24 protein-coding genes are annotated in these 22693 nt (G+C 68.8%); 10 read left to right on the top strand and 14 right to left on the bottom strand.

What is annotated here, in order from left to right; genetic code table 11:
• Positions 1 to 219: 219 nt before the first annotated feature.
• Positions 220 to 1038, bottom strand: a complete 819-nt coding sequence (locus MMG85_RS04300; RefSeq protein ID WP_241044894.1) for a CHAD domain-containing protein — start codon at positions 1036 to 1038, stop codon at positions 220 to 222.
• A 157-nt stretch (positions 1039 to 1195) separates the two neighbouring features.
• Here MMG85_RS04300 and MMG85_RS04295 point away from each other — a divergent pair, with 157 nt between their 5' ends.
• Together MMG85_RS04295 and MMG85_RS04290 are read left to right on the top strand one after the other, a co-directional pair.
• On the top strand, positions 1196 to 1471 hold the full coding sequence (locus tag MMG85_RS04295) for a hypothetical protein (protein ID WP_241044893.1): 276 nt from the start codon (positions 1196 to 1198) through the stop codon (positions 1469 to 1471).
• Positions 1472 to 1556: 85 nt separating this feature from the next.
• Positions 1557 to 2549, top strand: a complete 993-nt coding sequence (locus MMG85_RS04290; protein WP_241044892.1) for a hypothetical protein — start codon at positions 1557 to 1559, stop codon at positions 2547 to 2549.
• A 1-nt stretch (position 2550) separates the two neighbouring features.
• Here the strand turns inward: MMG85_RS04290 and MMG85_RS04285 are convergent, their stop codons facing one another.
• The 3 genes from MMG85_RS04285 to MMG85_RS04275 form a co-directional block, all read right to left on the bottom strand.
• On the bottom strand, positions 2551 to 2901 hold the full coding sequence (locus MMG85_RS04285) for a VOC family protein (RefSeq protein ID WP_241044891.1): 351 nt from the start codon (positions 2899 to 2901) through the stop codon (positions 2551 to 2553).
• Positions 2902 to 2971: 70 nt separating this feature from the next.
• Positions 2972 to 3682 (bottom strand): helix-turn-helix domain-containing protein, encoded by a 711-nt coding sequence (locus tag MMG85_RS04280; RefSeq protein WP_241044890.1) that lies wholly within the window; start codon positions 3680 to 3682, stop codon positions 2972 to 2974.
• Positions 3683 to 3694: 12 nt separating this feature from the next.
• Positions 3695 to 4663 (bottom strand): LysR family transcriptional regulator, encoded by a 969-nt coding sequence (locus MMG85_RS04275; RefSeq protein ID WP_055937819.1) that lies wholly within the window; start codon positions 4661 to 4663, stop codon positions 3695 to 3697.
• 110 nt (positions 4664 to 4773) lie between these two features.
• On the opposite strand from MMG85_RS04275, the gene aceB reads away from it, so the two are divergent.
• The 4 genes from aceB (at position 4774) to MMG85_RS04255 (ending at position 8935) form a co-directional block, all read left to right on the top strand.
• Positions 4774 to 6402: a malate synthase A gene (gene aceB / locus MMG85_RS04270; protein WP_241044889.1), complete on the top strand. Its 1629-nt coding sequence runs from the start codon at positions 4774 to 4776 to the stop codon at positions 6400 to 6402.
• Between the two features lie 93 nt (positions 6403 to 6495).
• Entirely contained in the window at positions 6496 to 7830 is a 1335-nt protein-coding gene (gene aceA / locus MMG85_RS04265; RefSeq protein WP_241044888.1) for an isocitrate lyase, read from the top strand.
• A 106-nt stretch (positions 7831 to 7936) separates the two neighbouring features.
• Complete coding sequence (locus MMG85_RS04260) at positions 7937 to 8404, top strand: hypothetical protein (RefSeq protein ID WP_241044887.1); 468 nt, start codon at positions 7937 to 7939, stop codon at positions 8402 to 8404.
• Between the two features lie 48 nt (positions 8405 to 8452).
• On the top strand, positions 8453 to 8935 hold the full coding sequence (locus MMG85_RS04255) for a hypothetical protein (protein WP_241044886.1): 483 nt from the start codon (positions 8453 to 8455) through the stop codon (positions 8933 to 8935).
• A gap of 102 nt (positions 8936 to 9037) precedes the next feature.
• Here MMG85_RS04255 and MMG85_RS04250 read toward each other — a convergent pair whose 3' ends face one another.
• The gene (locus MMG85_RS04250) at positions 9038 to 11095 is read right to left on the bottom strand and encodes a S9 family peptidase (RefSeq protein WP_241044885.1); all 2058 of its coding nucleotides are present in this window, start codon (positions 11093 to 11095) and stop codon (positions 9038 to 9040) included.
• Positions 11096 to 11393: 298 nt separating this feature from the next.
• On the opposite strand from MMG85_RS04250, the gene MMG85_RS04245 reads away from it, so the two are divergent.
• Positions 11394 to 11852: a hypothetical protein gene (locus MMG85_RS04245; RefSeq protein WP_241044884.1), complete on the top strand. Its 459-nt coding sequence runs from the start codon at positions 11394 to 11396 to the stop codon at positions 11850 to 11852.
• Between the two features lie 50 nt (positions 11853 to 11902).
• Here the strand turns inward: MMG85_RS04245 and MMG85_RS04240 are convergent, their stop codons facing one another.
• Complete coding sequence (locus tag MMG85_RS04240) at positions 11903 to 13408, bottom strand: YifB family Mg chelatase-like AAA ATPase (protein ID WP_241044883.1); 1506 nt, start codon at positions 13406 to 13408, stop codon at positions 11903 to 11905.
• A gap of 9 nt (positions 13409 to 13417) precedes the next feature.
• Positions 13418 to 13681, bottom strand: a complete 264-nt coding sequence (locus tag MMG85_RS04235) for an accessory factor UbiK family protein (protein ID WP_241044882.1) — start codon at positions 13679 to 13681, stop codon at positions 13418 to 13420.
• Between the two features lie 188 nt (positions 13682 to 13869).
• Here MMG85_RS04235 and MMG85_RS04230 point away from each other — a divergent pair, with 188 nt between their 5' ends.
• Both MMG85_RS04230 and MMG85_RS04225 read left to right on the top strand, forming a co-directional pair.
• Complete coding sequence (locus MMG85_RS04230) at positions 13870 to 14208, top strand: P-II family nitrogen regulator (protein ID WP_241044881.1); 339 nt, start codon at positions 13870 to 13872, stop codon at positions 14206 to 14208.
• A gap of 15 nt (positions 14209 to 14223) precedes the next feature.
• Positions 14224 to 14592, top strand: coding sequence for a DUF6404 family protein (locus MMG85_RS04225; RefSeq protein WP_241044880.1), 369 nt, complete (start codon positions 14224 to 14226; stop codon positions 14590 to 14592).
• A gap of 66 nt (positions 14593 to 14658) precedes the next feature.
• On the opposite strand, the gene speE is transcribed toward MMG85_RS04225, so the two are convergent.
• A complete protein-coding gene (gene speE / locus MMG85_RS04220; RefSeq protein ID WP_241044879.1) occupies positions 14659 to 15516 on the bottom strand; it encodes a polyamine aminopropyltransferase in 858 nt (285 codons plus the stop codon).
• A 290-nt stretch (positions 15517 to 15806) separates the two neighbouring features.
• Between speE and speA the strand changes: the two genes are divergently transcribed.
• Positions 15807 to 17708 (top strand): arginine decarboxylase, encoded by a 1902-nt coding sequence (speA, locus tag MMG85_RS04215; RefSeq protein WP_241044878.1) that lies wholly within the window; start codon positions 15807 to 15809, stop codon positions 17706 to 17708.
• A gap of 219 nt (positions 17709 to 17927) precedes the next feature.
• On the opposite strand, the gene MMG85_RS04210 is transcribed toward speA, so the two are convergent.
• From MMG85_RS04210 to argS, 6 genes are all read right to left on the bottom strand, one after another.
• Positions 17928 to 18308: a DUF6768 family protein gene (locus tag MMG85_RS04210; protein ID WP_241044877.1), complete on the bottom strand. Its 381-nt coding sequence runs from the start codon at positions 18306 to 18308 to the stop codon at positions 17928 to 17930.
• Positions 18295 to 18861, bottom strand: coding sequence for a sigma-70 family RNA polymerase sigma factor (locus MMG85_RS04205; RefSeq protein WP_241044876.1), 567 nt, complete (start codon positions 18859 to 18861; stop codon positions 18295 to 18297). The genes MMG85_RS04210 and MMG85_RS04205 overlap by 14 nt, the downstream gene beginning before the upstream one ends.
• Positions 18862 to 18967: 106 nt before the next feature.
• On the bottom strand, positions 18968 to 19720 hold the full coding sequence (locus tag MMG85_RS04200) for an SDR family NAD(P)-dependent oxidoreductase (protein WP_241044875.1): 753 nt from the start codon (positions 19718 to 19720) through the stop codon (positions 18968 to 18970).
• A 34-nt stretch (positions 19721 to 19754) separates the two neighbouring features.
• Entirely contained in the window at positions 19755 to 20177 is a 423-nt protein-coding gene (locus MMG85_RS04195; protein WP_241044874.1) for a hypothetical protein, read from the bottom strand.
• Positions 20174 to 20965, bottom strand: coding sequence for an SPOR domain-containing protein (locus MMG85_RS04190; RefSeq protein WP_241044873.1), 792 nt, complete (start codon positions 20963 to 20965; stop codon positions 20174 to 20176). The genes MMG85_RS04195 and MMG85_RS04190 overlap by 4 nt, the downstream gene beginning before the upstream one ends.
• A 14-nt stretch (positions 20966 to 20979) precedes the next feature.
• Positions 20980 to 22671: an arginine--tRNA ligase gene (gene argS / locus MMG85_RS04185; RefSeq protein ID WP_241044872.1), complete on the bottom strand. Its 1692-nt coding sequence runs from the start codon at positions 22669 to 22671 to the stop codon at positions 20980 to 20982.
• Positions 22672 to 22693 lie beyond the last annotated feature (22 nt).

Here is a 22693-nt window from a genome sequence, read left to right as displayed (position 1 = left end):
CACCTGTGGGCCTTGATCCTGCGTGAAAGGTGGGCGGTCGGCCCGGCCGGTTTCCTGGGGAAGCAGGCTTCGTGCCAAACCGGCCGTATGCCGGAACACCGGATCCACGGCCTTCCGCGGGGACCGACAAGCCCCGTGTGCGGTGCGGAAAGACCGTATGGGTCACTATCGGCCCCGGGGTGGCGTTCTTGACGCGGGTGGCCGGTGACCGGCGCCGTGCTAGGCGAGCGGTTGGATGGGCGACGGGGTCCGGGAACGCCCGGCCGCGGCGGGCCGGGTCCGCGGCCGGGCGGTCTCCAGGTCCTCCAGCGCCTGTGCCAGCAGCGCCAGGTCCTGCAGCACGCCCAACTGGTCGACCAGCCGGCTCACCTGCCGCAGGCCCGGCGCGGGTGGGCCGTCCGCCGGCGGACGGACGCGCAGCTTGCGCAGCGCGGTCAGCTGCATGCGCAACCGGCGCGAGCGGCGACGCCAGTCGTGCAGGTCGTCGACGCGGCCGGAGGCGATGGCCACCGCCTGGGCGCGTGCCTGCCGCCGCTGCGAGCGCGCCAGTGCCTGGCGCAGGTCGTCGCGACGCAGCCGGTGCCAGGGCAGCTGCTGCAGCCGCTCGGCCTGACGGTGCGCCTGTGCCTGCTGGCGGACGAAGCCGGGATCGTCACGCAGCGCCTCGGCAAGGCGGTGCTGCTGGCGTTCGGCCAGCCGCGGCAGCAGTGCTTCCCAGATGCTGCGTTCGTCGGCGTCGCTGGCCTCGTCCGCCAGTTGCCGGGCCGTGTCCTGCACCACCTGCCCGTCGCGCAGCGCCGAGAGCGCCTTGGCCAGCGCGCGCAGGTCGCGGTCGACCGCATCGACGGCCTCGCGGCCCAGTGCGCGCCGGCCCAGTGCCAGCAGCGAGCGCAGCCGGCGGACGCTCTTGCGCGCCTCGTGCACGCCGGCCGGGTCGGCCGGCGCGAGGGCCAGCGCCGACGCCAGTGCGCGGGCGTCGGCGGCGGCAAGCGCGGCGGCCCGTTCGCCGGTGCGTGGGGAGGCGGTGCGCGGGCTCATGGCGGTGCACCCTGGCGGAAAAGTGACAGTCTAGGCCGCGCGGTGCCGGGTTTCGCCCGCCGCCGCGCCTGAACGCCTGCCGCTCGTCGGCACGCCGCGGGCTTGGCGGCGCCGGCACGAAAAGGTATAAATCGTTTATACGATTTAAGGGTGTGCCATGGCCAAGTCCCGCAAGACGCGCGACACCGGTGCTGCCGAGGCGGCGGACGCCGCCCCGGCCAAGCTGGTGCGCGACAGTTTCACCATGCCGGCCGACGACTTCGCCCTGGTCGCCGTGCTGAAAGGCCGTGCGCTGCAGGTGCAGCGGCCTGCGAAGAAGAGCGAACTGCTGCGGGCCGGCCTGCAGGCCCTGTCCGCGCTGTCGCCGCAGGCACTGGCGAAGGCGCTGGACGCGCTGGCGCCGGTCAAGGCCGGTCGCCCGAAAAAGAAGTAACCCGCGCCGCGGTCTGCGGCGAACCCGCGTGTCGTGCGCAGGCGCCGTTGGCGCGTGCGCTGTCCCTGTCCCGGATGTGTTGCCGATGAACGTTGCCGCTTTCCTCCGTCGCCACCGCGTGGTGGTCCTGTTGTTCCTGCTGCTGGCGCCGATGCTGGTGGCCTCGTCGCACCTGCCGGCCGACCGCGAAGCCGGCACCGAGCTGCGCGCCGGCTACCAGGTGCAGGACCTGGACTGGGTGGATCCGGCGCGCGGCCGCGCGGTCCCGGTGAAGCTGTTCTGGCCGGACGCGGCGCGCCGCGGCAAGGTGCCGCTGGTGGTGTTCTCGCACGGGATCGGCAGCGCGCGCGACGGCTACACCTACCTGGGCCACTACTGGGCCAGGCACGGCATCGCCAGCCTCCACGTGCAGCACGTCGGCAGCGACCGCGCGCTGTGGCAGGGCAATCCGTTCGGCCTGGTCTCGCGTTTCCAGCAGGCCGCCGGCGAAGCCGAAGCGGTCGCGCGCGTGCATGACCAGCGCTTCGCCCTCGACACGGTGCTGGCGGGCGCGTGGGGCGCGCAGGTCGACCGCGCGCGCATCGTCGCCGCGGGCCACTCCTACGGCGCCAACACCACGCTGATGGCGGCCGGTGCGCGCGTCGTGCGCGCAGGCAAGGCGATCGAGCTGCGCGATCCCCGTTTCAGCGCCGCCATCGTCATCTCGGCGCCGCCGTTCTACGGCGACGACGATTTCCGCCCCATCCTTGCCGGCATCACCATTCCCACGCTGCACGTCACCACGGCCGACGACATCATCCGCATCCCGGGTTTTGGCTCCGGCGTGGACGACCGCCTGAAGGTGTTCGACGCGATCGGCGGGGCGCACAAGGTGCTGGCGGTGTATCGCCACGGCACCCACAACGTGTTCACCGACCATCGCTACTTCGATTCGCGCGAGGTCAGCGAACAGGTCAAGCAGGCGACCGAATCGCTGTCGCTGGCCTTCATCGACACGGCGTACGGCCACTCCAGCGCCGAGCTGGCGCGGTGGCGGTCGGGCCATCGCGCCCTGCTGGCGCGCTACGACGCGCGCTGACTCAGGTCGTCGACCAGACGGCCAGTTCGTAACCGTCGGGATCGGTGAACTGGAAGCGGCGACCACCGGGGAAGGCGAAGATCGGCTTGGTGATATGCCCGCCAGCCTTTTCCACCTGCGCCAGGCTGTCTTCCAGCGCGGTCGAATACAGCACGACCAAGGCGCCACCCGGCTGCGGCGTGCCGTGCGCGAAGCCGCCGGTCAGGCGGCCGTCGCGGAACTCGCAGTAGTCGGGACCGTACTCCTGGAACGTCCAGCCGAACGCATCGCCGTAGAAGGCCTTCGAGGCGGTGATGGAGGCGACGGTGAATTCGAGATAGTCGATGCGGTGGTGATGTTCGGCGCTGCTCATGGCGGGTATCCGTGGAAGAGGCCGGCAGTCTGCGCGAGTCCGCGCGGCCTGTCTTGGCGTAATCGGACCGTCAGCGCGCGACCTGCGCCAGCAGCTGCGTCGGCGTCAGGCCGGTGAGGCGTCGTGCATCGCCGGCGAGCTGGGCAGCGTCGTAGTAGCCGGCGTCCAGCGCCGCGTCCGTCAGCGTCGCATGTCGGTCCTGCAATGCCAGGAAGCGCTGCAGCCGCAGGATGCGCGCCAGCAGCTTCGGCCCGTAGCCGAAGGCGTCGTCGCAGCGCCGCAGCAGCGTGCGTTCGGTGATGCCCAGGTCGCGGGCCAGCTGCGCCACCGTGTCGGGTTGCGCGCGCGCCAGCCGTGCCTGCACGGCCTGCATCGCGTCCGTGTGCAAAGGCGTGTCAGCCAGGATCCGCTCGGCGAGCCAGCCCATCGCATCGGCCTCGCGTTCCGCCATGTGGTCGACCAGCGTGGCGTGTCGGCGGATGCCGAGATCACGCAGCGCCACGCGCTGGTCGGCGAGGGCGCGCAGCGGCATCCCCAGCCATCGCGCGGCGATGGCCGGTGCGAACCGCAGGCCCTGCACGCGACGACCCGGTGCGATGTCCGCGTACTGCGCATGCGTATCCGGCCCGGCGATGCTCAAGCGTTCGCCATCCCACAGCAGGTCGACGCAGGCATCCGGCACCACGAGCGCTGGCGTCGCCTGCGCGCCTTGCACATAGTCCCAGCGGCACAGCAGGGCCTGGCCGGGCACGAGATCCTGTTGTCGATAGCGGCCGCTCATGCAGGCAGGACGTCAGCGTTCGGAATGTCCGCTCTCATCGTAGTCGCGGCGCTCGAACAGGTGGGGCTGGATCAGTTCGATGAAGGCGCGCGCCTGCGGGGACAGGAACTTGCCCTTGCGCACCACCACGCCGTAGCTGCGCGAGGGGAACCACTGCGCCAGCGAACGCGCGGCCAGCCGGTCGCGGTCGGCCTCGGTCAGGCAGATCGAGGCGATCACCGAGATGCCCATGCCCATGCTGACGTACTGCTTGATCACCTCCCAGCCGCCGACCTCCAGCGCGACCGTGTACGGCACGCGCGCCTGCTGGAACACCAGGTCGACCAGCCGGTAGGTGACCAGCCGCTTCGGCGGCAGGATCAGGCCGTAGGGCGAGAGGTCTTCCAGGCGCAGGTCGCGCTTCTTCGCCAACGGATGGTCAGGCGGCGTGATCAGCATCGGCTCGAAACGGTAGACCGGCGCGTAGCTGAGGTCGGCCGGCACGTCGAGCACCGAGCCCACCGCCAGGTCCACCGCGTCCGAGCGCAGCAGGTCGGTGCCGTCGGCGCTGGCGGCGTTGTGCAGGGTCAGCTTCACCTCGGGGTGCTGCTGGCGGAAGTGCTCCACGATCTTCGGCAGCAGATAGAGGATGGTCGAGCTGTTGGCGGCCACATTGAGCTCGCCGGCTTCCAGACCGCTGACCTTCTCGCGGAAGGATGCATCCAGCCCGTCCAGCCCCGCGACCAGCGGCTGCGCCAGCTCGAACAGCACCTGGCCCTCGCGGCTGGGCACCAAGCGCCGGCCGCTGCGCTCGAACAGGGTGACGCCCAGGTCGCGCTCCAGCGCCTGCAACTGCAGGGTGATGGCCGGCTGGCTGACGAAAAGCGCCTCCGCCGCCCGCGATACCGACCCCAGCCGCACCGTCTGGCAGAAGGCGCGCAGGGGCTTCAGGCGGTCGGATTTGTAGGGAAATCGGGGGGTTGGCGCGTCTTTAGAGCCCATGATCTAGTCAACTATAAGCACAGCTTATTTAGTGCATTGACAAAACTGTTTTGTCAAATAATTACGCACGGGAGCACTGTGCGTCTCCAGCAAGACGCCAGGAGACCCCCATGTCCGCCACCGCTTTCGCCCTGCCGCGCGAGTCCCGCGCCGACCGTCCCACCCCCGGCATCGCCCTGACCGCCACCCTGGCAGGCCAGGACGCGCTGCTGCCGCCGGGCGTGCTGGCCCTGCTGGTCTCGCTGCACCGTGCGATCGAACCGGAGCGGCAGGCCCGGCTGGCGGCCCGCCGCGAGCGCCAGGCGTTCTTCGATGCCGGCGGCCTGCCGGACTTCCGCCCCGACACCCGCGCCCTCCGTGAGGGCGACTGGGCCGTGGCACCGGTGCCGACCGCGTTGCAGGACCGCCGCGTCGAGATCACCGGTCCGGTCGACCCGAAGATGGTCATCAATGCACTGAACTCCGGCGCGAAGGTGTTCATGGCCGACTTCGAGGATTCCACCTCGCCGACCTGGCAGAACCTGCTGACCGGCCAGCGCGCGCTGATCGGCGCCGTGCAGGGCGACTTGCAGTTCACCTCGGACGCCGGCAAGCACTACGCGCTGAAGCCGCAGGACCAGCAGGCCGTGTTGCTGGTGCGCCCGCGCGGCTGGCACCTGGACGAGAAGCATGTGCTGATCGATGGCGCGCCGATCGCCGGCGGCCTGTTCGACGTCGCCGTGTTCGCCTGGCACAACGCCCGCGCGCTGCAGGCGAAGGACCGCGGCCCGTACTTCTACCTGCCCAAGCTGCAGAGCATGGAAGAGGCGGCGTTGTGGGAAACCGCGCTGTCGCATATCGAGGCCGCGCTGGGCCTGCCGCACGGGCAGATGAAGGTCACCGTGCTGATCGAGACGCTGCCGGCGGTGTTCGAGATGCACGAGATTCTGCATGCGCTGCGCGAGCGCATCGTCGGCCTGAACTGCGGCCGCTGGGACTACATCTTTTCCTACCTGAAGACCTTCCGCCGCCACGCCGACAAGGTGCTGCCGGAGCGCGGGCAGGTGACGATGACGCAGCCGTTCCTGAAGGCGTATTCGGAACTGCTGATCCAGACCTGCCACCGCCGCGGCGCGCATGCAATGGGCGGCATGGCCGCGCAGATCCCGATCAGCAACGACGAGGCCGCCAACGAACAGGCGCTGGCCCGCGTGCGCGCCGACAAGCTGCGCGAGGTCACCGCCGGCCACGACGGCACCTGGGTGGCGCACCCGGCGCTGATTCCGGTGGCGAAGGCGATCTTCGACGAACACATGCCGCAGACCAACCAGCGCGGCGTGCTGCGCGAGGATGTGGCGGTCACCCGCGACGACCTGATCCGTCCGTCCACCGGCACCATCACGCGCGCCGGCTTCGAGGGCAACGTGGAAGTCTGCGTGCGCTACCTGGCCGCGTGGCTGGACGGCAACGGCTGCGTGCCGATCCACTGGCTGATGGAAGACGCGGCGACGGCGGAGATCTCGCGCACGCAGATCTGGCAGTGGCTGCACACCGCCGACGTGCACCTGTGCGACGGCACCCAGATCGACTACGCCCTGCTGCAGCGCACGCTGGCCGCGCTGCCCGCGAAGCTGGGCGACCACAGCCGGCTGCCCGGCGGCGAGCGCATCTCCGAAGCCATCGCCCTGCTCGATGCCCTGAGCCGCGCCGACGACCTGGCCGACTTCCTGACCCTGCCGGCGTACGAACGCATCGACTGACAGCCGGGAATGGGGAATGGGGATTCGCAACACCCCGCTCCGCAACGTCCCTCCCGCACCTGACCAACGAACCCCACATCACGGAGCATCGCCATGAGCACGAAACAACAGCAGATCGACGCCGTCCAGCAGGACTGGGACCACAACCCGCGCTGGAGCGGCATCAAGCGCGACTACAGCGCGGCCGACGTGGTCCGCCTGCGCGGCAGCGTGCAGCCGGAATACACCCTGGCCCGGCGCGGCGCCGAGAAGCTGTGGAAGCTGGTCAACGGCGAGGCGAAGAAGGGTTACGTCAATGCGTTCGGTGCGATCAGCGCCGGCCAGGCCATGCAGCAGGCCAAGGCCGGCCTGGAAGCGGTCTACCTGTCCGGCTGGCAGGTCGCCGCCGACGGCAACACCTCCGAGACCATGTACCCCGACCAGTCGCTGTACGCCTACGACTCGGTGCCGACGATGGTCCGCCGCATCAACAACACCTTCCAGCGTGCCGACGAGATCCAGTGGAAGAACCTCTGCGACGGCAAGGCCAACGACGCCGACGCCATCGACTTCTTCCTGCCCATCGTCGCCGACGGCGAGGCCGGCTTCGGCGGCGTGCTGAACGCCTACGAGCTGATGAAGAACATGATCGTCGCCGGTGCCGCCGGTGTGCACTTCGAGGACCAGCTGGCAGCGGTGAAGAAGTGCGGCCACATGGGCGGCAAGGTGCTGGTGCCCACGCAGGAAGCGGTGCAGAAGCTGCAGGCCGCGCGCCTGGCCGCCGACGTGCTGGGCGTGCCGACCATCGTGCTGGCCCGTACCGATGCCGAAGCCGCCAATCTGCTGACCTCCGACTTCGACGCCAACGACCAGCCCTTCGTCACCGGCCAGCGCACTGCCGAAGGGTTCTACCGGGTCAAGAACGGCCTGGAACAGGCGATCAGCCGCGGCATCGCCTACGCGCCGTACGCCGATCTGGTGTGGTGCGAGACCGGCACGCCGGACATCGGCTTCGCCCGCGAGTTCGCGCAGGCCGTGCATGCCAAGCATCCGGGCAAGCTGCTGTCGTACAACTGCTCGCCCAGCTTCAACTGGAAGAAGAACCTGGACGATGCGCAGATCGCCCGTTTCCAGGACGAGCTGTCGGCGCTGGGCTACAAGTACCAGTTCATCACCCTGGCCGGCATCCACATCAACTGGTTCAACACCTTCAAGTTCGCCCACGACTACGCGCGCGGCGAAGGCATGAAGCACTATGTCGAACAGGTGCAGGAAGCCGAGTTCGCCGCGCGCGAGAAGGGCTACACCTTCGTCTCGCACCAGCAGGAAGTGGGCGCCGGTTACTTCGACGACGTCACCACCGTCATCCAGGGCGGCAGCTCCAGCGTCACCGCGCTGAAGGGCTCGACCGAGGAAGAGCAGTTCTACGAGAAGGAAAAGGCGGCCTGAGGCCGGTTTCCCGGGCGGCGGCGGATCCGCCGCCCGGCGGTACTCGACACGGGCGGCTGGCGTGGGTAAGTTCCATTACGTCCACGACAGGCAGGGAGCAGTCCGTATGCGCGCAGGCGTCATCCTCTTCACGGCATGGATGCTGGGGGCCTCGGCCGTCGCGTCCGCCAACGGCAACACGACCTCGGACCTCGGGGAAATCCGCAAGGAACAGATGTCCTACCGCCAGCAGGCGATGGACAAGACGGGTCCGTTCAAGGACCTCAGCGAGCCGGAACGGCAGGCGCTGATCCAGAAGCAGAACCAGCTGATCACCCTGATCGACGGCAAGAGCACGCTCGGCGACCTGGCGCGCGACGACCAGACCACGGCCATCAACACGCTGGAGTGGATCAAGTCCGCGATCACCCGCGCCGAAGACGAACGCCTGGTCTGCGAGCGCGTGAAGCTGGTGGGCAGCAATCGCCCGACCCGCATCTGCAAGACCGTGGCCGAACGCCGCAAGGAGCGCGAAGAGGCGGAGAAGTCACTGGAAGAGCGCAAGATGTGCGGAGCGGGCTGTCGCGGCAGCTGATCGCCCGGTGTATGCCTTTTCCGTCGCTAGATCTCCACGGAGGCCGTCATGTTGATTCGCATCATGCTCGTCGTTTCGCTGAGCCTGCCGGGTTCGTTATGGGCCAGCACCCGCACGACGGCTGAACTGCCGCAGATCCATGCCCAGCAGGTGCAGCTGCGACAAGAGGCGCAGGCCGGACAGGGCCGCTTCAAGGACATGGGCGCCACCGAACGGCAGGCGCTGGTGGTCCAGCAGGACCGTTTCCTCGCGCTGACCAAGGGCAGGCAGTCGCTGGACGAGTTGTCGATGGATGACAAGCTGGCGGCCATCAATACGCTGGAAGCCATCAATGCCACGATCACCCGCGCCGAAGACGAGCGCCTGGTCTGCGAACGGATCAAGCAGGTCGGCAGTCATCGGCCCACACGGATCTGCCGCACGGTCGCGGAATTGCGCGAGGCGCGGCAGGCGGCCGAAAAACTGATGGAAGAGCGGCCGAGTTGCGGGCCCAGCTGCCGGGACACGCCGAAGATGATGGGCTCGAACTGAGTCTGGCGGTCCCGATCCGCACGTTGCGCGTGGCGGACCGGGATGCGGGAAACGAAACGCCGGCTTGCGCCGGCGTTTCGTTGTCGCAGGGTCGCGGATGGCCTACTTTTTCACTTCCTGCGTATGTCCCTTCAGCGCCTCGGCCAGACCGGGAACGCCGTCGGCACCCGTCGGCACACTGATGCTGGAGCCGGTGAAGTCCTTGCCGATCGGCTCGGCACGGCCACCCAGGCATTGCGCGAGGAAGCCCTCGGTCACCGCGTTGAAAGCCTTGTTGTTCTCCGGCCGCGCGAAGCCGTGGCCTTCGTCGGGGAACAGCACGTAGGTCACCGGGATCTTCTTCGCCGTCATCGCCTTGACGATCTGGTCGCTCTCGTCCTGCTTCACGCGCGGGTCGTTGGCGCCCTGGCCGATCAGCAGCGGCTTCTTGATCTGGTCGGCGCGGGTCAGCGGCGAACGCTCGGTCAGCCACTTCTTGCCGGCCTCGGTACGCGGGTCGCCCATGCGCTTGGCGAGCTGCTCGAAGAAGCTGGCCCAGTACGGTGGCACGGTGCTGAGCAGGGTGTTGAGGTTGGACGGTCCCACGATGTCCACGCCGCAGGCGAACGTATCGGGGGTGAAGGTCAGGCCGGCCAGCGTGGCGTAACCACCGTAGCTGCCGCCCATGATCGCCACCTTGTCCTCGGTGGTGACGCCCTGCTTGACCGCCCACTGCACCGCGTCGATCAGGTCGTCGTGCATCTTGCCGGCCCACTCGCCGTTGCCGGCGTTGGTGAACTCCTTGCCGAAACCGGTGGAGCCGCGGAAGTTGACCGACAGCACCGCGTAGCCGCGGTTGGCCAGCCACTGGTTGTAGCTGCCGTAGCCGTAGGAGTCGCGCGCCCACGGGCCGCCGTGCACCAGCAGCACCAGCGGCACCGGCGCATCGGCCTTGCCATCGTTGTCGGCATCGGCACTGCGCGGCAGGGTCAGGTAGCTAACCAGCGTCTTGTTGTCGCGCGAGGCGATCTCCACCGGCCACTGCGGCACCAGCGGCTTGCCGTCCAGCTTCGGCCGCGCGGAGAACAGCTTGGTCAGCGTGCCGGCGGGGCGGTCGTAACGGTAGTAGACCAGCGGTGCTTCGGCCGCCGAGTACGCGACGATCCAGGTCTTGTCGTCCAGCGTGCGCGTATTGACCGACACGTCGCCGGGGCCGATCGCCTCCAGCTTCTCCAGGTCGGCGCGGATGGACGGATCGACCACCTTCCACTCGTCGCGCAGGTAGTCGACCGACACCGCCTGCACCTTGCCCGTCGCCGGGTCGGCCAGCGTGCCGCCGACATCGGCGCGCGCGTCCTCCAGCACCAGCGTGCGCTGGCCGCTGGCCACCTCGATCGCGAACAGCGCGGCGGTGTTGCGGCCACGCGAATCGGTGAAGTAGAGCGTCTTGCCGTCCAGCGTCAGGCCGCCGGGGCTGGTGGTCAGCACATCCTCGAACGGGATGTCGTCGAACTTCTCCCAGCCGCCGCTGGCATCGCGCTTCAGCACGTCGGCACCGCCGTCCGGGCGCGAGCGCGTCGCGTACTTGAGGGCGTAGTCGGCATCGGCGATGTAGCCGGCGATCTGCGCTTCGTTCTTTTCCAGCAGCGTGCGGCTACCGCTGGCGAGGTCCACCTTGTAGATGTCGTGCCACTGCGCATCACGGTCGTTCATGCCGACCAGGATCGTGCCGGGCTGCCTGGGGCTGACGCCGACGACTTGGGCGGTGGTCTTCGGGAACGGCGTCAGGTCCTTCGCCTGCCCGGTCTTCAGGTCGACCGCATACAGGTGGAAGTCCTCGTCGCCACCGCTGTCGCGCAGGTACAGCAGCGTGTCGGGCTGGTAGGACCAGAAATAGCTGCGGATGCCGCGCGCCTTGTCCTGGGTGACCGCCTTGGCCTGCGCGGGATTGTCGGCCGGCGCGACCCAGACGTTCAGCACGCCATCGACGGCGGCAACCCAGCTCAGGTATTTGCCGTTCGGACTGACCTGCACGTTGGCGCGCTCGGGATTGCCGAACAGCGCGTCGCGCCCGATCAGTTCGGTGCCGGCGATGCGGTCGGCGGCAGAGGGGGCGGCATGTGCGGACAAGGAGGCCGCGATGGCGAGGGACAGGCCAAGGACAGAAACGGTGGTGCGCATAGAGACCTCATGGCAGGAGAAGCCGACGGCCGAGGAACCGGCTCGAGGGCACTGGACGGAGGGCAGCGGCAAGGATAATGTCACGCGAGCATCGATGCGTCATATCACATGCCCGAGGCACACGACCGCCCTGCGGTCCGGGCACGGGATGAAGCCCGGGTGCAGCCGCCCCGGTGTGCTGCCGGTTTCCCGTTGCACGCGGACGTCCCGCAGTTCGGGTAACGCGCCGGTGGACGACGCGTGTGGTACATGCGCAGCAGGTCTGACGGGATCCATTTGCTTCCGGGAGAGTGTTCTCATGCGTCTATCCCTCTTTGTCCTTGCCCTTGCGATGCTTGCCGTCGCGTCCATTGCGCGGGCGGAATCCATCGCGGAGATCCGCGAACAACAGACGCAGATCCAGGATGATCTCGCGCGGGGCGAACTGGTGCTGGACGCGCGCAGCAAGCGCAGTGTCGAGGCGCAGCAGCGCGTCGTCTTCAAGCTGATCGAAGGCCGTGCCGACGTCGGGGAGCTGGATCCCTCGAAGCAGGTGGAGTTGAAGAACGCGCTTGAGAAGATCCGTGTGGCGGTCTCCCAGGACCCGCTGGCGGAGGAGGATCGCGAGGTGTGCTGGCAGGAGCGGCGCACGGGCAGCAAGCTCACGACGACGGTGTGCGGCACCGTGCGCGAGCGGCAGCAGGCGAAGGAAGGTGCGCGCGACTATCTGCAGCGTCCCCGGATGTGCGCTCCCCCGGGATGTGGCGCGTCGCCGTGATGCGCCATAACCTGCGCAGACTGCCCGGCGGGTAACGCGAGACCCCGACTTCACGGGTTCTGGATCGCCTCGACGCCACGGTACGACAGCGCTTCGGTGAGATCTGGCGTCGCGATCTCCGTACGGTCCGCGAGGTCGGCGATGGTGCGCGCCACCCGCAGGATGCGGTGCAGGCTGCGGGCGGACAGCTGCAGGCGTTCGACGGCGCGCTCCAGCAGGGCCTGGTCGCGTGCCGACAGGCGGCAGTGCGCCATCGTCTCGGCCTGGCCCATGCGCGCGTTGGCGCGTCCGCAGCGTGCAAGCTGCCGTGCGCGCGCTGCCACCACGCGTGCCTGCACGGCGGCCGTGCATTCGCCGTCCGGCGCGTCCGGCCGCAGTTCGTGCGGTGGCAGCCGGGGCACATGGACGTGCAGGTCGATGCGGTCCAGCAAGGGGCCGGACAGTCGGCTTCGATAGCGGCGGACCAGATCCGGCCCGCAGCGACAGCGCCCGCTGGAGTCTCCGGCCCACCCACACGGACAAGGATTCATGGCCGCGACCAGCTGGAAGCGTGCAGGGAACTCGGCGGTCCGTGCGGCCCGGGACACGGTGACGGTGCCGGATTCCAGCGGCTCGCGCAGCACCTCCAGCGCGGCGCGCGACCATTCCGGCAATTCATCCATGAACAGCACGCCGTTGTGCGCCAGCGAGATCTCGCCCGGACGCGGCTGCGCACCGCCGCCGACGAGGGCAACGGCGCTCGCGGTGTGGTGCGGGGCGCGATATGGGCGCTGCCGCCAGCGCGCCGGGTCCAGCCCACGTCCACTGACCGAGGCGATGGCCGCGCTTTCCATCGCTTCGGCATCGCTGGCCTCGGGCAGCAGGCCGGGCAGGCGCGAGGCCAGCAGCGTCTTGCCGCAGCCCGGTGAGCCGATCAACAGAAGATGGTGGCCACCGGCGGCGGCCACTTCCAGCGCACGACGCGCGTGCGCCTGCCCGCGCACGTCGGCCATGTCGGGAATGGTCGAGGGCAGCGCGGGCGGTGCGACGGCCGAAGGCAGCACCTTGCGGCCTTCCAGCAGCGCGCAGACTTCCAGCAGCGTGCGGCCGGTGAACGCGTGGCCCTGTCGCGCCAGGGCCGCTTCCGGCCCGCTGGGTTCGGGCACCACGAGGGTGCGGCCACTGGCGGCGACCGCCAACGCAGCCGGCAGCACGCCATCCACCGCGCGGAGTTCGCCGGTGAGGCTCAGTTCGCCGAGGAACTCGTAGTCCGCCAACGCCTCGCGACGGATCTGTCCGCTGGCGGCCAGGATGCCCAGCGCGATCGGCAGGTCGAAGCGGCCGCCGTCCTTGGGAAGATCCGCCGGCGCGAGATTGACGGTGATGCGGCGCGTGGGGAATTCGAACTGTGCGCACAGGATCGCGGCGCGCACGCGGTCGCGGGCCTCGCGCACCGCGGCTTCGGGCAGGCCGACGATTTGCGTGGACGGCAAGCCGCCGGACAGATGCACTTCCACCCGCACCGGGGGCGCGGACACGCCCGCCCGTGCCCGGCTGTTCACCAGGGCCAGACTCATGGCGGCGGATCAGGACTGGGCGGGCGGGTCGGCCAGCTGGGCTTCCAGCGTGGCGACGGTGCGTTCCAGCGCTTCCAGTTTCTCGCGCGTGCGCAGCAGGACGGCCTGCTGCACGTCGAACTCCTCGCGGGTCACCAGGTCCAGCCTGGCCAGTCCCGCCTGCAGCGTCGACTTGAAGGTCTGCTGCAGTTCTTCCTGCGAGTCGCGCAAGCCGGGCGGCACCAGCTGGCTGAGGCGGCGGGCGAGGTCATCGATATGGTTGAGGTCGATCATGTGGGGTCTCCGGCAGTGCATCGAGCTTGCGAGGCGGGCACGCGGGTGCGCCATCGGTGTTCGCTGCGCAGCACTGTCGGAAAAGTCCGGGCGGCGAGGCGGCCATTGAACCGCGACGCGCCCTGCACCGCAACCGCGCCCTGTCGCGGCGCGTTATCCTGCGCCCAGCATCCACGGGAGGACCCTGCATGAAAATGGTCATGGCCATCATCAAGCCGTTCAAGCTGGACGACGTGCGCGAGGCGCTGGCGGAAACCGGCGTCGCCGGCATCACCGTCACCGAGGTCAAGGGTTTCGGTCGTCAGAAGGGCCATACCGAGCTATACCGCGGGGCCGAGTACGTGGTGGATTTCCTGCCGAAGGTGAAGCTGGAAGTCGCAGTGACCGACGACCAGGTTGAACTGGTCGTCGAAGCCATCGTGAAGGCCGCCGGCACCGGCAAGATCGGCGACGGCAAGGTGTTCGTCTACGACCTGGAGCGGGTGGTGCGGATCCGGACGGGCGAACTGGATGCGGATGCGCTGTAACGAGGAGTGCCCGGGATGACGCAGCTCAGCGAGTTCGACGGCCGCCTGTTGAAAGCGCTTGCCTGGCTAGAGAGATCCGGCCTCCGGCGCAGTACGTATGCGCCGCCGATGTTCCGGCTGTTGTGGAAAGCGGGAGTCCGCATCCCACCGCCCCACATGAACGGCTTCGCTGTGAATGCTCTTGTCATGGGCGGGTTCTTCGCCACCTTCTGGGGCGTGGTCATGTGGCTGGTGCTCTGGTCGTGGCAAGGCAAGCCTTTCATCGCGGTCGTTGCCACATCGCTGAGCGCCGGACTGCTGTTCGGTTTGATCATGGCGGCGTATCTGGTCGCGCAGGCGCGCCACTATCAAGTGCCTCGTTGGCTAACGTTTACCGAGGACTGACCTCGTAGTGTTCAAAAAAAGCCCCGCAGTGCGGGGCTTTTTTTATTGCCGCGATGTGCGCGTGGACTACTGTCCCAACGCCTTCGCCACGAACGGCGGTGCCACCAGCACGCCCGTGTGCAGGTGCGCGGTGTAGTACAGCGTGTCGAACGGTTTGGCTTCCGCGTCCGCCTGGCGGAACGCGAAGTCGGCGCCCGCCTGCTTGCTGGCGATGGTCACGCTCCACCAGCCGGTCGGGTAGCACGGCTGCGGGAACGGCAGCGTCTTGAACGACTGGAAGCCGGCTTTGCCCATCTCGGCGCGCATGTCCTTGATCAGGTCCAGCAGCGCCAGCGGCGATTCGGACTGCTGCACCAGCAGGCCGTCCGGCTTCAGTGCGCGGTAGCAGCTCTCGAAGAACGCCTTGTTGAACAGGCCTTCCGCAGGACCGACCGGATCCGTCGAGTCGACGATCACCACGTCCACGCTGCCGGGTTCGCAGTTGGCCATGTAGGCCACACCGTCGTCGAACAGCAGTTCGGCGCGTGGGTCGTTGTTCGACTCGCACAGCTCGGGGAAGTACTTCTCCGCCATGCGCGTGACCTGCTCGTCGATATCGCACTGCGTGGCCTTCTCCACGCCCGGGTGCTTGAGCACCTCGCGCAGCGTGCCGCAGTCACCGCCGCCGATGATCACCACGCGCTTCGGCGCGGCATGAGTGAACAGGACCGGGTGGCTGATCATCTCGTGGTAGAAGAAGTTGTCGCGCGTGGTCAGCATCATCGCGCCGTCGATCACCATCAGCTTGCCCCAGTCGGTGCTGTCGTAGATCTCGATCTTCTGGAACGGCGACTGCACCTCGTCCAGCTTCCCGGTGGTGCGGAAGCCGATGGCCGAGCCGGTGTGCGAGAAGTGTTCGATGAACCAGGTGTCGTTGGCGGTCATGGGGTGATTCCTCGGATGAAGGGAGCGGCCCCTTCCCCCGCCTGCGGGGGAAGGTTGGGATGGGGGGAGAACGGATCGCCGGCCTCACGCATGCTGCATCGACAGGCGCGACGTGCTTCGATTGCCCCCACCCCGGCCCTCCCCCGCAAGCGGAGGAGGGGGTGTCTAGCGGGCGCGCATTGTAACGGACCCATGTGACCGCAGCCTGTAGAATGCGCGTCCGCGCCGCCGTGGACCCTCCGCTGCGGTATCGACGAATGCGTCGCCACGCGCCAGCCCAGCGAACCGCCATGACTTCCAGCCCCCTCTGGTCCACCGACCACGCCCGCAAGACCTACTCCGTCCCGCACTGGGCCGAAGGGTATTTCGACGTGGACGCCGCCGGCCGCATCGTGGTGTCGCCGAAGGGCGCGCAGGGGCCGCTGATCCCGCTGCCGGAAGTGGTCGACGCCGCGCGTGCGCAGGGCGCCCAGTTGCCGCTGCTGGTGCGCTTCCCCGACATCCTCGGCGACCGCCTGGGCAAGCTGCAGGCGGCGTTCGCGCAGGCACAGGCCGACTGGGAGTACCAGGGCGGCTACACGGCGGTGTACCCGATCAAGGTCAACCAGCACCGCGGCGTCGCCGGCACGCTGGCCTCGCACGCCGGCGAGGGCTTCGGCCTGGAAGCCGGCAGCAAGCCCGAGCTGATGGCCGTGCTGGCGCTGTCGCGCCCGGGCGGGCTGATCGTCTGCAACGGCTACAAGGACCGCGAATACATCCGCCTGGCGCTGATCGGTCGCAAGCTGGGGCTGCAGACCTTCATCGTCATCGAGAAGCCGTCCGAACTGGCGCTGGTGATCGAAGAGTCGCGCGCGCTGGGCGTCAAGCCCGGCCTGGGCGTGCGCATGCGCCTGGCCACGCTGGGCGCCGGCAAGTGGCAGAACAGCGGCGGCGACAAGGCCAAGTTCGGCCTGTCCCCGCGCCAGGTGCTGGACCTGTGGAAGCAACTGCGCGACGCCGGCCTGCAGGACACGCTGGGCCTGCTGCATTTCCACATGGGGTCGCAGATTTCCAACGTACGCGACATCGCCAACGGCATGCGCGAGGCGACGCGTTACTTCGTCGAACTGTCCAAGCTGGGCGCGACCATCAGCCATGTCGACGTCGGCGGTGGCCTGGGCATCGACTACGAAGGCACGCGTTCGCGCAGCTACTGCTCGATCAACTACGGCATCGGCCAGTACGCCAGCAACATCGTGCAGCCGCTGGCCGAGGCCTGCGAACAGAACGGCCTCACGCCGCCGCGCATCGTCACCGAGTGTGGTCGTGCGATGACCGCGCACCATGCCGTGCTGGTGGTCAACGTGTCGGAAGTCGAGCAGGCGCCGGAAGGCCGCGTGCCGCCGTCGCACGACGACGAGCCCTCGGTGATCCGCCATCTGCGCGAGATCCATGCCGAACTCGATACGCGTCCGGCGGTGGAGCTGTTCCACGAGGCGCAGCACCACCACAGCGAAGGCCTGTCGCTGTACGCGCTGGGCCAGATCGACCTGGTCCACCGCGCGCGCATCGACGACCTGTTCTACGCCATCGCGCATGCCGTGCGTGCGCGCCTGAGCAGCGACGAGCGCAGCCACCGCGACCTGCTGGACGAACTCAACGAGCGCCTGGTCGACAAGTACTTCGTCAACTTCAGTGTGTTCGAGTCGATCCCCGACGTCTGGGCGATCGACCAGGTGTTCCCGATCGTCCCGATCGACCGCCTGGACGAAGCGCCGGCGCGCCGCGGCATCATCGCCGACATGACCTGCGACTCGGATGGCATGGTCAAGACCTACGTCGAGAACGAGGGGCTTGATTCCTCGCTGCCGCTGCATGCGCTGAAGCCGGGCGAAAGCTACCGGTTGGGCATCTTCCTGGTCGGCGCGTACCAGGAAATCCTCGGCGACATCCACAACCTGTTCGGCGACACCGACGCCGTGGAAGTCAGCGCCGACGCCGCCAACGGTTACCTGCTCACCCAGCAGCGCCGCGGCGACACCACCGACGTGATGCTCGACTACGTGGGCTACAAGCTGGACGACCTGCGCGCGGTGTATCGCCAGCGCGTGGAGGAAGCCGGCTTGCCGGCCGACGAATCGCAGGGGCTCGCCGACGCCCTGGAAGCCGGCCTGACCGGCTACACCTACCTCTCGGACGAACCGCTGGCGTAGCGTGCGCCGCGCGCACGACCTCGTGCTATCTGAAACCACGTGACGTGCGCATGGCGCACGTCACGTGGCGGCCGGACTCATTCGCGCGTGGCCACCGTTCAAGACCACGCGGTGCCGCTGCAGCAGGCCAGCATCACCTGCAGCAACGTCGTCAGCAGCCGCAAGAGGAGCCGGCACGGACGCAGTTCCAGGCTCATCGCAGGGCTCTCGGTTCCGCGCTCACGGATTCTTGCTTCCGGCATCCCGCAGCAGGGCGAGCTGCAGCTCCACGCGCTTGAGTTCGCGCAGCATGCGGTTGGCCTCCATGTGGCTGCCCAGGAACGACTTCATGATCGTCGTGAACTGGAACAGCACGACGGCCAGCACGCCCCATTGCACGGCGGTCAATGCGTCGGTGGCATGCCAGCTCTGCCACAGCGACACGCCGAAGCCTGCGAAGGCGACGATGCCGCAGAGGTAGGCCACCCACACCACCCAGCCGAGCGAGCCGCGGAACAGGCCGAAAGCCTGCGAGAAATAGCCCGGTTCGCCGTGTCGCGCCAGCAGGTCGCGATCCTCGGCCGAGAGTGTCTGCTTGATCAGGTCGTCAGTCTTGTCCATCGGAGATTCCTTCCAGTCGCGCGCGGATCTTGCGCCGCGCATGCATCAGCCGGGTCTTGACCGTTCCCGGTGGCACGTCGAGCGCGACGGCGATCTCCGCCACGCTCAGGTCTTCCAGGTAGAACAGCGACAGCGCCGCACGCTGGGGCGCCGGCAGGGCCTGCATCTCCGCCCTGACGACGGCCAGCTCCGACGCGCGCTCGCCCGCCGCGTCCTGTTCGCCCGCCATCACCGTTTCGAGCTCGGCCTCGACGAGATGGGCGCGCTCGACCTGTCGTCCGCGGATCGCGCGGGCGCAGCGGCGGGTGACGATCCGGAACGCCCACGCCGGAAAGGCCGCGATATCGTCCAGGCGGCGCAGGCCGCGCACGATCTCGACCCACGCCTCCTGCACCATGTCGCGGGCGAGGTCCGGATGACCGGTCAGCCGCCACGCGTGGCGCAGCAGGCGCGGCTGCCAGCGCGCGACCAGACGCTCCCACGCGACGCGGTCGCCCGTTCGGGCCGCCGCAGCGAGGTACTCGTCCAGTATCCGTTCCGTGTCCCGCTGCACGTGCCTGCCCCTGTCGCCTTCCATCGGGAATCAAGGTGCCGGATTGAGCGGAAACGGTTCAATCCGGCGGGAACAAATCGCCGTGCGACCGGCGCGGACGCTCCGTCTAGGCGTCGCGATGTACCTGGAAGCCCGCGAACGACTGCGACACCGGCATGATCTCCAGCCGGTTGATGTTGAGGTGCGGCGGCAGGGTGGCGACGTAGAAGATGGATTCGGCGATGTCGTCGGCGGTCATCGGGTTGGCGCCGGTGTACAGCTTCTCGGACGCGGCCTGGTCGCCATGCGTGCGGACCAGGGTGAATTCGGTTTCGGCCATGCCGGGTTCGATGGTGGTCACGCGCACGCCGGTGCCGTGCAGGTCGCTGCGCAGGCCCAGCGAGAACTGGCTGACGAAGGCCTTGCTGCCGCCGTAGGCGTTGCCGCCGGGATACGGGTACACGCCGGCGACCGAGCTGATGTTGATGATGGCGCCCTTGCGTTCCACCAGCAGCGGCAGCAGGCGATGCGTCAGCGTGACCAGCGCGGTGATGTTGGTGTCGATCATCGTGCGCCAGTCCGACAGCAGCGCGCGCTGCGCGGGCAGCGTGCCCTGCGCGAGGCCGGCGTTGTTCACCAGCAGGTCGATGCCGCGGAAATCCGCCGGCAGTGCGGCGAGTGCGGCGTCCATCGCCGCTTCGTCGCGGATGTCGAAGGCGGCGGCGTGCACCTTGTCGGCGCCCAGCTCATCCACCAGCGCCTGCAGGCGATCGGCGCGACGGCCGGTGGCGACAACGCGCCAGCCCGCGGCGGCAAACCGGCGAACGGCGGCGGCACCGAAGCCGGAGGTGGCGCCGGTGATGAGGGCGGTGCGGGTCATGCGGATTCCTTGGGGGAAGGGAGGCGGGTCGCGGTCAGCGGCGCGCGAAGCGGCGCTGGTACCACAGGGCGCCCAGCCACGCGCCGAGTGCGGCGGCGAGCAACGACAGCACGGCGCTCAGCACGTTGGTGCGCAACAGGAAGGCGAGCGGATAGGCGACGTCCGAGGCCGCGCCGGCGACGCCCGCCAGCACCGACAGCGTGGCGATCCACATCGCCAGGGTCAGGCCGACGGCCACGACCAGGAAGCGGTACCCGGCCAGCGCGCCCCCCAGGCCCATGCAGAGCGCGGTCACGACGTAGCTGATCGGGGCCAGGTAACCCCAGCGCGTCTGCACCAGGTCCTGCCAGCCGGCCGGCAACACGCGCCCGACCAGCCAAGACGCCGCCAGCAACGCGACCATGGCGACGGCGGTGGCCATCACCAGGCGCTGCAGCGTCGGCCGCGCCGGACTCACTGTGCCTTCACCGCCATCGCCGGCAGTCCGCCGCTGGCGAGCTTCTGCTTGGCTTCGGCCAGTTCGCTTGCGGTGCCGTACGGCCCCATGCGCACGCGATAGACGGTCTTGCCGTTGATCTGCGCCGATTCCACGCGGGCGCTGAGGCCGAGCATGGCGATCTTGGCCTTGGTGGCCTCGGCATCGCCGGATGCACCGAAGGCGCCGGCCTGCAGGATGTAGCGCGCACCGGTGTCGGCGCTGGCGACGGTGGTGGCCGGCCGGGGGGGCGTGGTCGTCTCGGCCGCGCGCGGTGTTTCGGTCGCGCGTGCGGCGGCGGTTTCGTCGATCGGCGTCGGCTGGGCCGATGCGGGTTCGGTCGATGTCGTGGCGACGGGCGTGGTCGCCTGGCCGTTCAGGGCGGCACGCGCCTTGCGGGCGTCTTCCTCGCGCGCGCTGGCGGCCAGTTCCGCGTCGGACATCTGCACTTCCTTGCCGGGCAGCAGGGTGTAGAAGTCGTACTGGGTTTCCTTCGCGGCGGATTCGTCGGTCGTCGCGGCGGTGGCGGGCGCGTCACCGGCAGGCGCATCGGGCACGACCGACTCGACATCGGCGCTGTCGATCGGGGCCGGTTGCGCATCCGGGTTGGGTTGCGGACGGAAGAAGCCGTCGCCGTCCTTCTTGCCGAAGCCGGGCACGATGAAATACACCGCCAATCCGATCAGCAGGCCGAGGATCAGCCACACCCATGCCGGGGTCGCATGACCGGAATTACGGGTGGCCTGGTTCTTGCCGCGCCTTGCTGCCATCTACTGCTCTCCGCTCACATCTTTTCGGGCGCGCTGACGCCCAACAGGTCCAGTCCGTTCGCCAGCGCCTGGCGCACGGCCAGTGCCAGCGCCAGGCGCGCGTTGCGCTCGGCGGCATCGTCGACGAGGATCGGTTCGCCGTCGTACCACGCCTGGAAAGCATAGGCCAGTTCGCGCAGGTATTGCGCGATGGCGTGCGGCTCCAGCGAGATGCCGGCGGCTTCGACCACTTCCGGATAACGCGACAGTTCCACCATCAATGCCAGCGAGCTTTCGTCGGTGAGCGCCGGCAACGCGGCGATGCCCGCGGCCTGGTCGTAGGCCGCCAGGCCCTTTTCTTCCACGCGACGCAGCAGGCTGCAGACGCGCGCATGCGCGTACTGCACGTAGAACACCGGGTTGTCCTTGCTCTGCTCACGCGCCAGGTCGATGTCGAAGGTCAGTTGCGAATCCGGCTTGCGCGCGATCAGGAACCAGCGCGTGGCGTCGGCGCCGGCTTCTTCGATCAGGTCGCGCAGCGTCAGGTAGCTGCCGGCGCGCTTGGACAGTTTCACTTCCTCGCCGCCGCGCATCACCGTGACCATCTGGTGCAGCACGTATTCCGGATAGCCCGGCGGAATGCCTTCGCCCAAGGCCTGCAGGCCGGCCCGCACGCGGGCCAGCGAGCCGTGGTGGTCGGCGCCCAGCTCAGTGATGGCGCGCTGGTAGCCGCGCTGCCACTTGCTGAGGTGGTAGGCCACGTCCGGCACGAAGTAGGTGTAGCTGCCGTCGGACTTGCGCATCACCCGGTCCTTGTCGTCGCCGAAGTCGGTCGACCTCAGCCACAGCGCGCCGCCTTCCTCGTAGGTGTGGCCCGAGGCGACCAGCTTGCGCACGGTTTCTTCGACCTTCTGGTCGGCGTACAGCGAGCTTTCCAGGAAGTAGCGGTCGAACGACACGCCGAACGCGGCCAGGTCCAGGTTCTGTTCGCGGCGCAGGTAGGCCACGGCGAAGCGGCGGACCGCATCCAGATTGTGTGGATCCTTCTCGCCGGTGACCACGTGGCCTTCGACCTCGACCGAGTCGCCGTTGAGGTAGGCCTGCGCCACGTCGGCGATGTAGTCGCCGCGGTAGCCGTCTTCGGGCCAGCCTTCGCTGTCCGGGGTCAGGCCGAGCGCACGCGCCTGGGTGGACCTGGCGAGGTTGTCGATCTGCACGCCGGCGTCGTTGTAGTAGAACTCGCGCTTGGCGTCCCAGCCGTTGGCGGCCAGCACACGCGCGATGCAATCGCCGATCACGCCGGCGCGGCCGTGGCCGACGTGCAGCGGGCCGGTCGGGTTGGCCGAGACGTATTCCACGCCCACGGTGCGGCCAGCGCCGCTGTCGTTGCGGCCGTACGCGGCGCCCTGTGCGAGGGCGGTGGTCACTTCGCGCTGGTAGGCGCCGGGGCTGAAGTGGAAGTTGATGAAGCCGGGACCGGCGATCTCGACCTTGGCCACGTCGTCGCTGGCGGGCAGGGCGGCGACCAGCGCGGTGGCGATGGCGCGCGGATTGCTGCGCGCGGCCTTGGCCAGCAGCATGGCGGCATTGGTGGCGAAGTCGCCGTGTTCGCGGGTCTTGGGGCGCTCGACCACGAAATCCGGCGTGGCGGTGTCGGCCGGCAGCGTGCCGACGGAGCGCAGGGCGTCGATGCCCTGGGCGATCAAGGCGCGGAGGGAAGCTTTCACGGAAGACCGTCGTGTTGCGTGG

Origin of the sequence: Pseudoxanthomonas sp. LH2527 (assembly GCF_022539275.1) — a bacterium.
Taxonomy (GTDB): domain Bacteria; phylum Pseudomonadota; class Gammaproteobacteria; order Xanthomonadales; family Xanthomonadaceae; genus Pseudoxanthomonas_A.
Note: the sequence above shows the minus strand (reverse complement) of the source record. Positions and strands in the feature narration are given on the sequence as shown.

Excerpts from the sequence above, each read along its gene's own strand:
- speA (WP_241044878.1), top strand. The coding sequence starts at position 15,807 with ATGACTTCCAGCCCCCTCTGGTCCACCGACCACGCCCGCAAGACCTAC.
- MMG85_RS04250 (WP_241044885.1), bottom strand. The coding sequence starts at position 11,095 with ATGCGCACCACCGTTTCTGTCCTTGGCCTGTCCCTCGCCATCGCGGCC.
- MMG85_RS04200 (WP_241044875.1), bottom strand. The coding sequence starts at position 19,720 with ATGACCCGCACCGCCCTCATCACCGGCGCCACCTCCGGCTTCGGTGCC.
- MMG85_RS04235 (WP_241044882.1), bottom strand. The coding sequence starts at position 13,681 with ATGATCGACCTCAACCATATCGATGACCTCGCCCGCCGCCTCAGCCAG.
- aceB (WP_241044889.1), top strand. The coding sequence starts at position 4,774 with ATGTCCGCCACCGCTTTCGCCCTGCCGCGCGAGTCCCGCGCCGACCGT.
- MMG85_RS04290 (WP_241044892.1), top strand. The coding sequence starts at position 1,557 with ATGAACGTTGCCGCTTTCCTCCGTCGCCACCGCGTGGTGGTCCTGTTG.
- speE (WP_241044879.1), bottom strand. The coding sequence starts at position 15,516 with ATGACCGCCAACGACACCTGGTTCATCGAACACTTCTCGCACACCGGC.
- MMG85_RS04295 (WP_241044893.1), top strand. The coding sequence starts at position 1,196 with ATGGCCAAGTCCCGCAAGACGCGCGACACCGGTGCTGCCGAGGCGGCG.
- MMG85_RS04255 (WP_241044886.1), top strand. The coding sequence starts at position 8,453 with ATGTTGATTCGCATCATGCTCGTCGTTTCGCTGAGCCTGCCGGGTTCG.
- MMG85_RS04230 (WP_241044881.1), top strand. The coding sequence starts at position 13,870 with ATGAAAATGGTCATGGCCATCATCAAGCCGTTCAAGCTGGACGACGTG.
- MMG85_RS04275 (WP_055937819.1), bottom strand. The coding sequence starts at position 4,663 with ATGGGCTCTAAAGACGCGCCAACCCCCCGATTTCCCTACAAATCCGAC.
- MMG85_RS04225 (WP_241044880.1), top strand. The coding sequence starts at position 14,224 with ATGACGCAGCTCAGCGAGTTCGACGGCCGCCTGTTGAAAGCGCTTGCC.
- MMG85_RS04280 (WP_241044890.1), bottom strand. The coding sequence starts at position 3,682 with ATGAGCGGCCGCTATCGACAACAGGATCTCGTGCCCGGCCAGGCCCTG.
- MMG85_RS04260 (WP_241044887.1), top strand. The coding sequence starts at position 7,937 with ATGCGCGCAGGCGTCATCCTCTTCACGGCATGGATGCTGGGGGCCTCG.
- MMG85_RS04210 (WP_241044877.1), bottom strand. The coding sequence starts at position 18,308 with ATGGACAAGACTGACGACCTGATCAAGCAGACACTCTCGGCCGAGGAT.
- MMG85_RS04300 (WP_241044894.1), bottom strand. The coding sequence starts at position 1,038 with ATGAGCCCGCGCACCGCCTCCCCACGCACCGGCGAACGGGCCGCCGCG.
- aceA (WP_241044888.1), top strand. The coding sequence starts at position 6,496 with ATGAGCACGAAACAACAGCAGATCGACGCCGTCCAGCAGGACTGGGAC.
- MMG85_RS04285 (WP_241044891.1), bottom strand. The coding sequence starts at position 2,901 with ATGAGCAGCGCCGAACATCACCACCGCATCGACTATCTCGAATTCACC.
- MMG85_RS04240 (WP_241044883.1), bottom strand. The coding sequence starts at position 13,408 with ATGAGTCTGGCCCTGGTGAACAGCCGGGCACGGGCGGGCGTGTCCGCG.
- MMG85_RS04245 (WP_241044884.1), top strand. The coding sequence starts at position 11,394 with ATGCGTCTATCCCTCTTTGTCCTTGCCCTTGCGATGCTTGCCGTCGCG.
- MMG85_RS04190 (WP_241044873.1), bottom strand. The coding sequence starts at position 20,965 with ATGGCAGCAAGGCGCGGCAAGAACCAGGCCACCCGTAATTCCGGTCAT.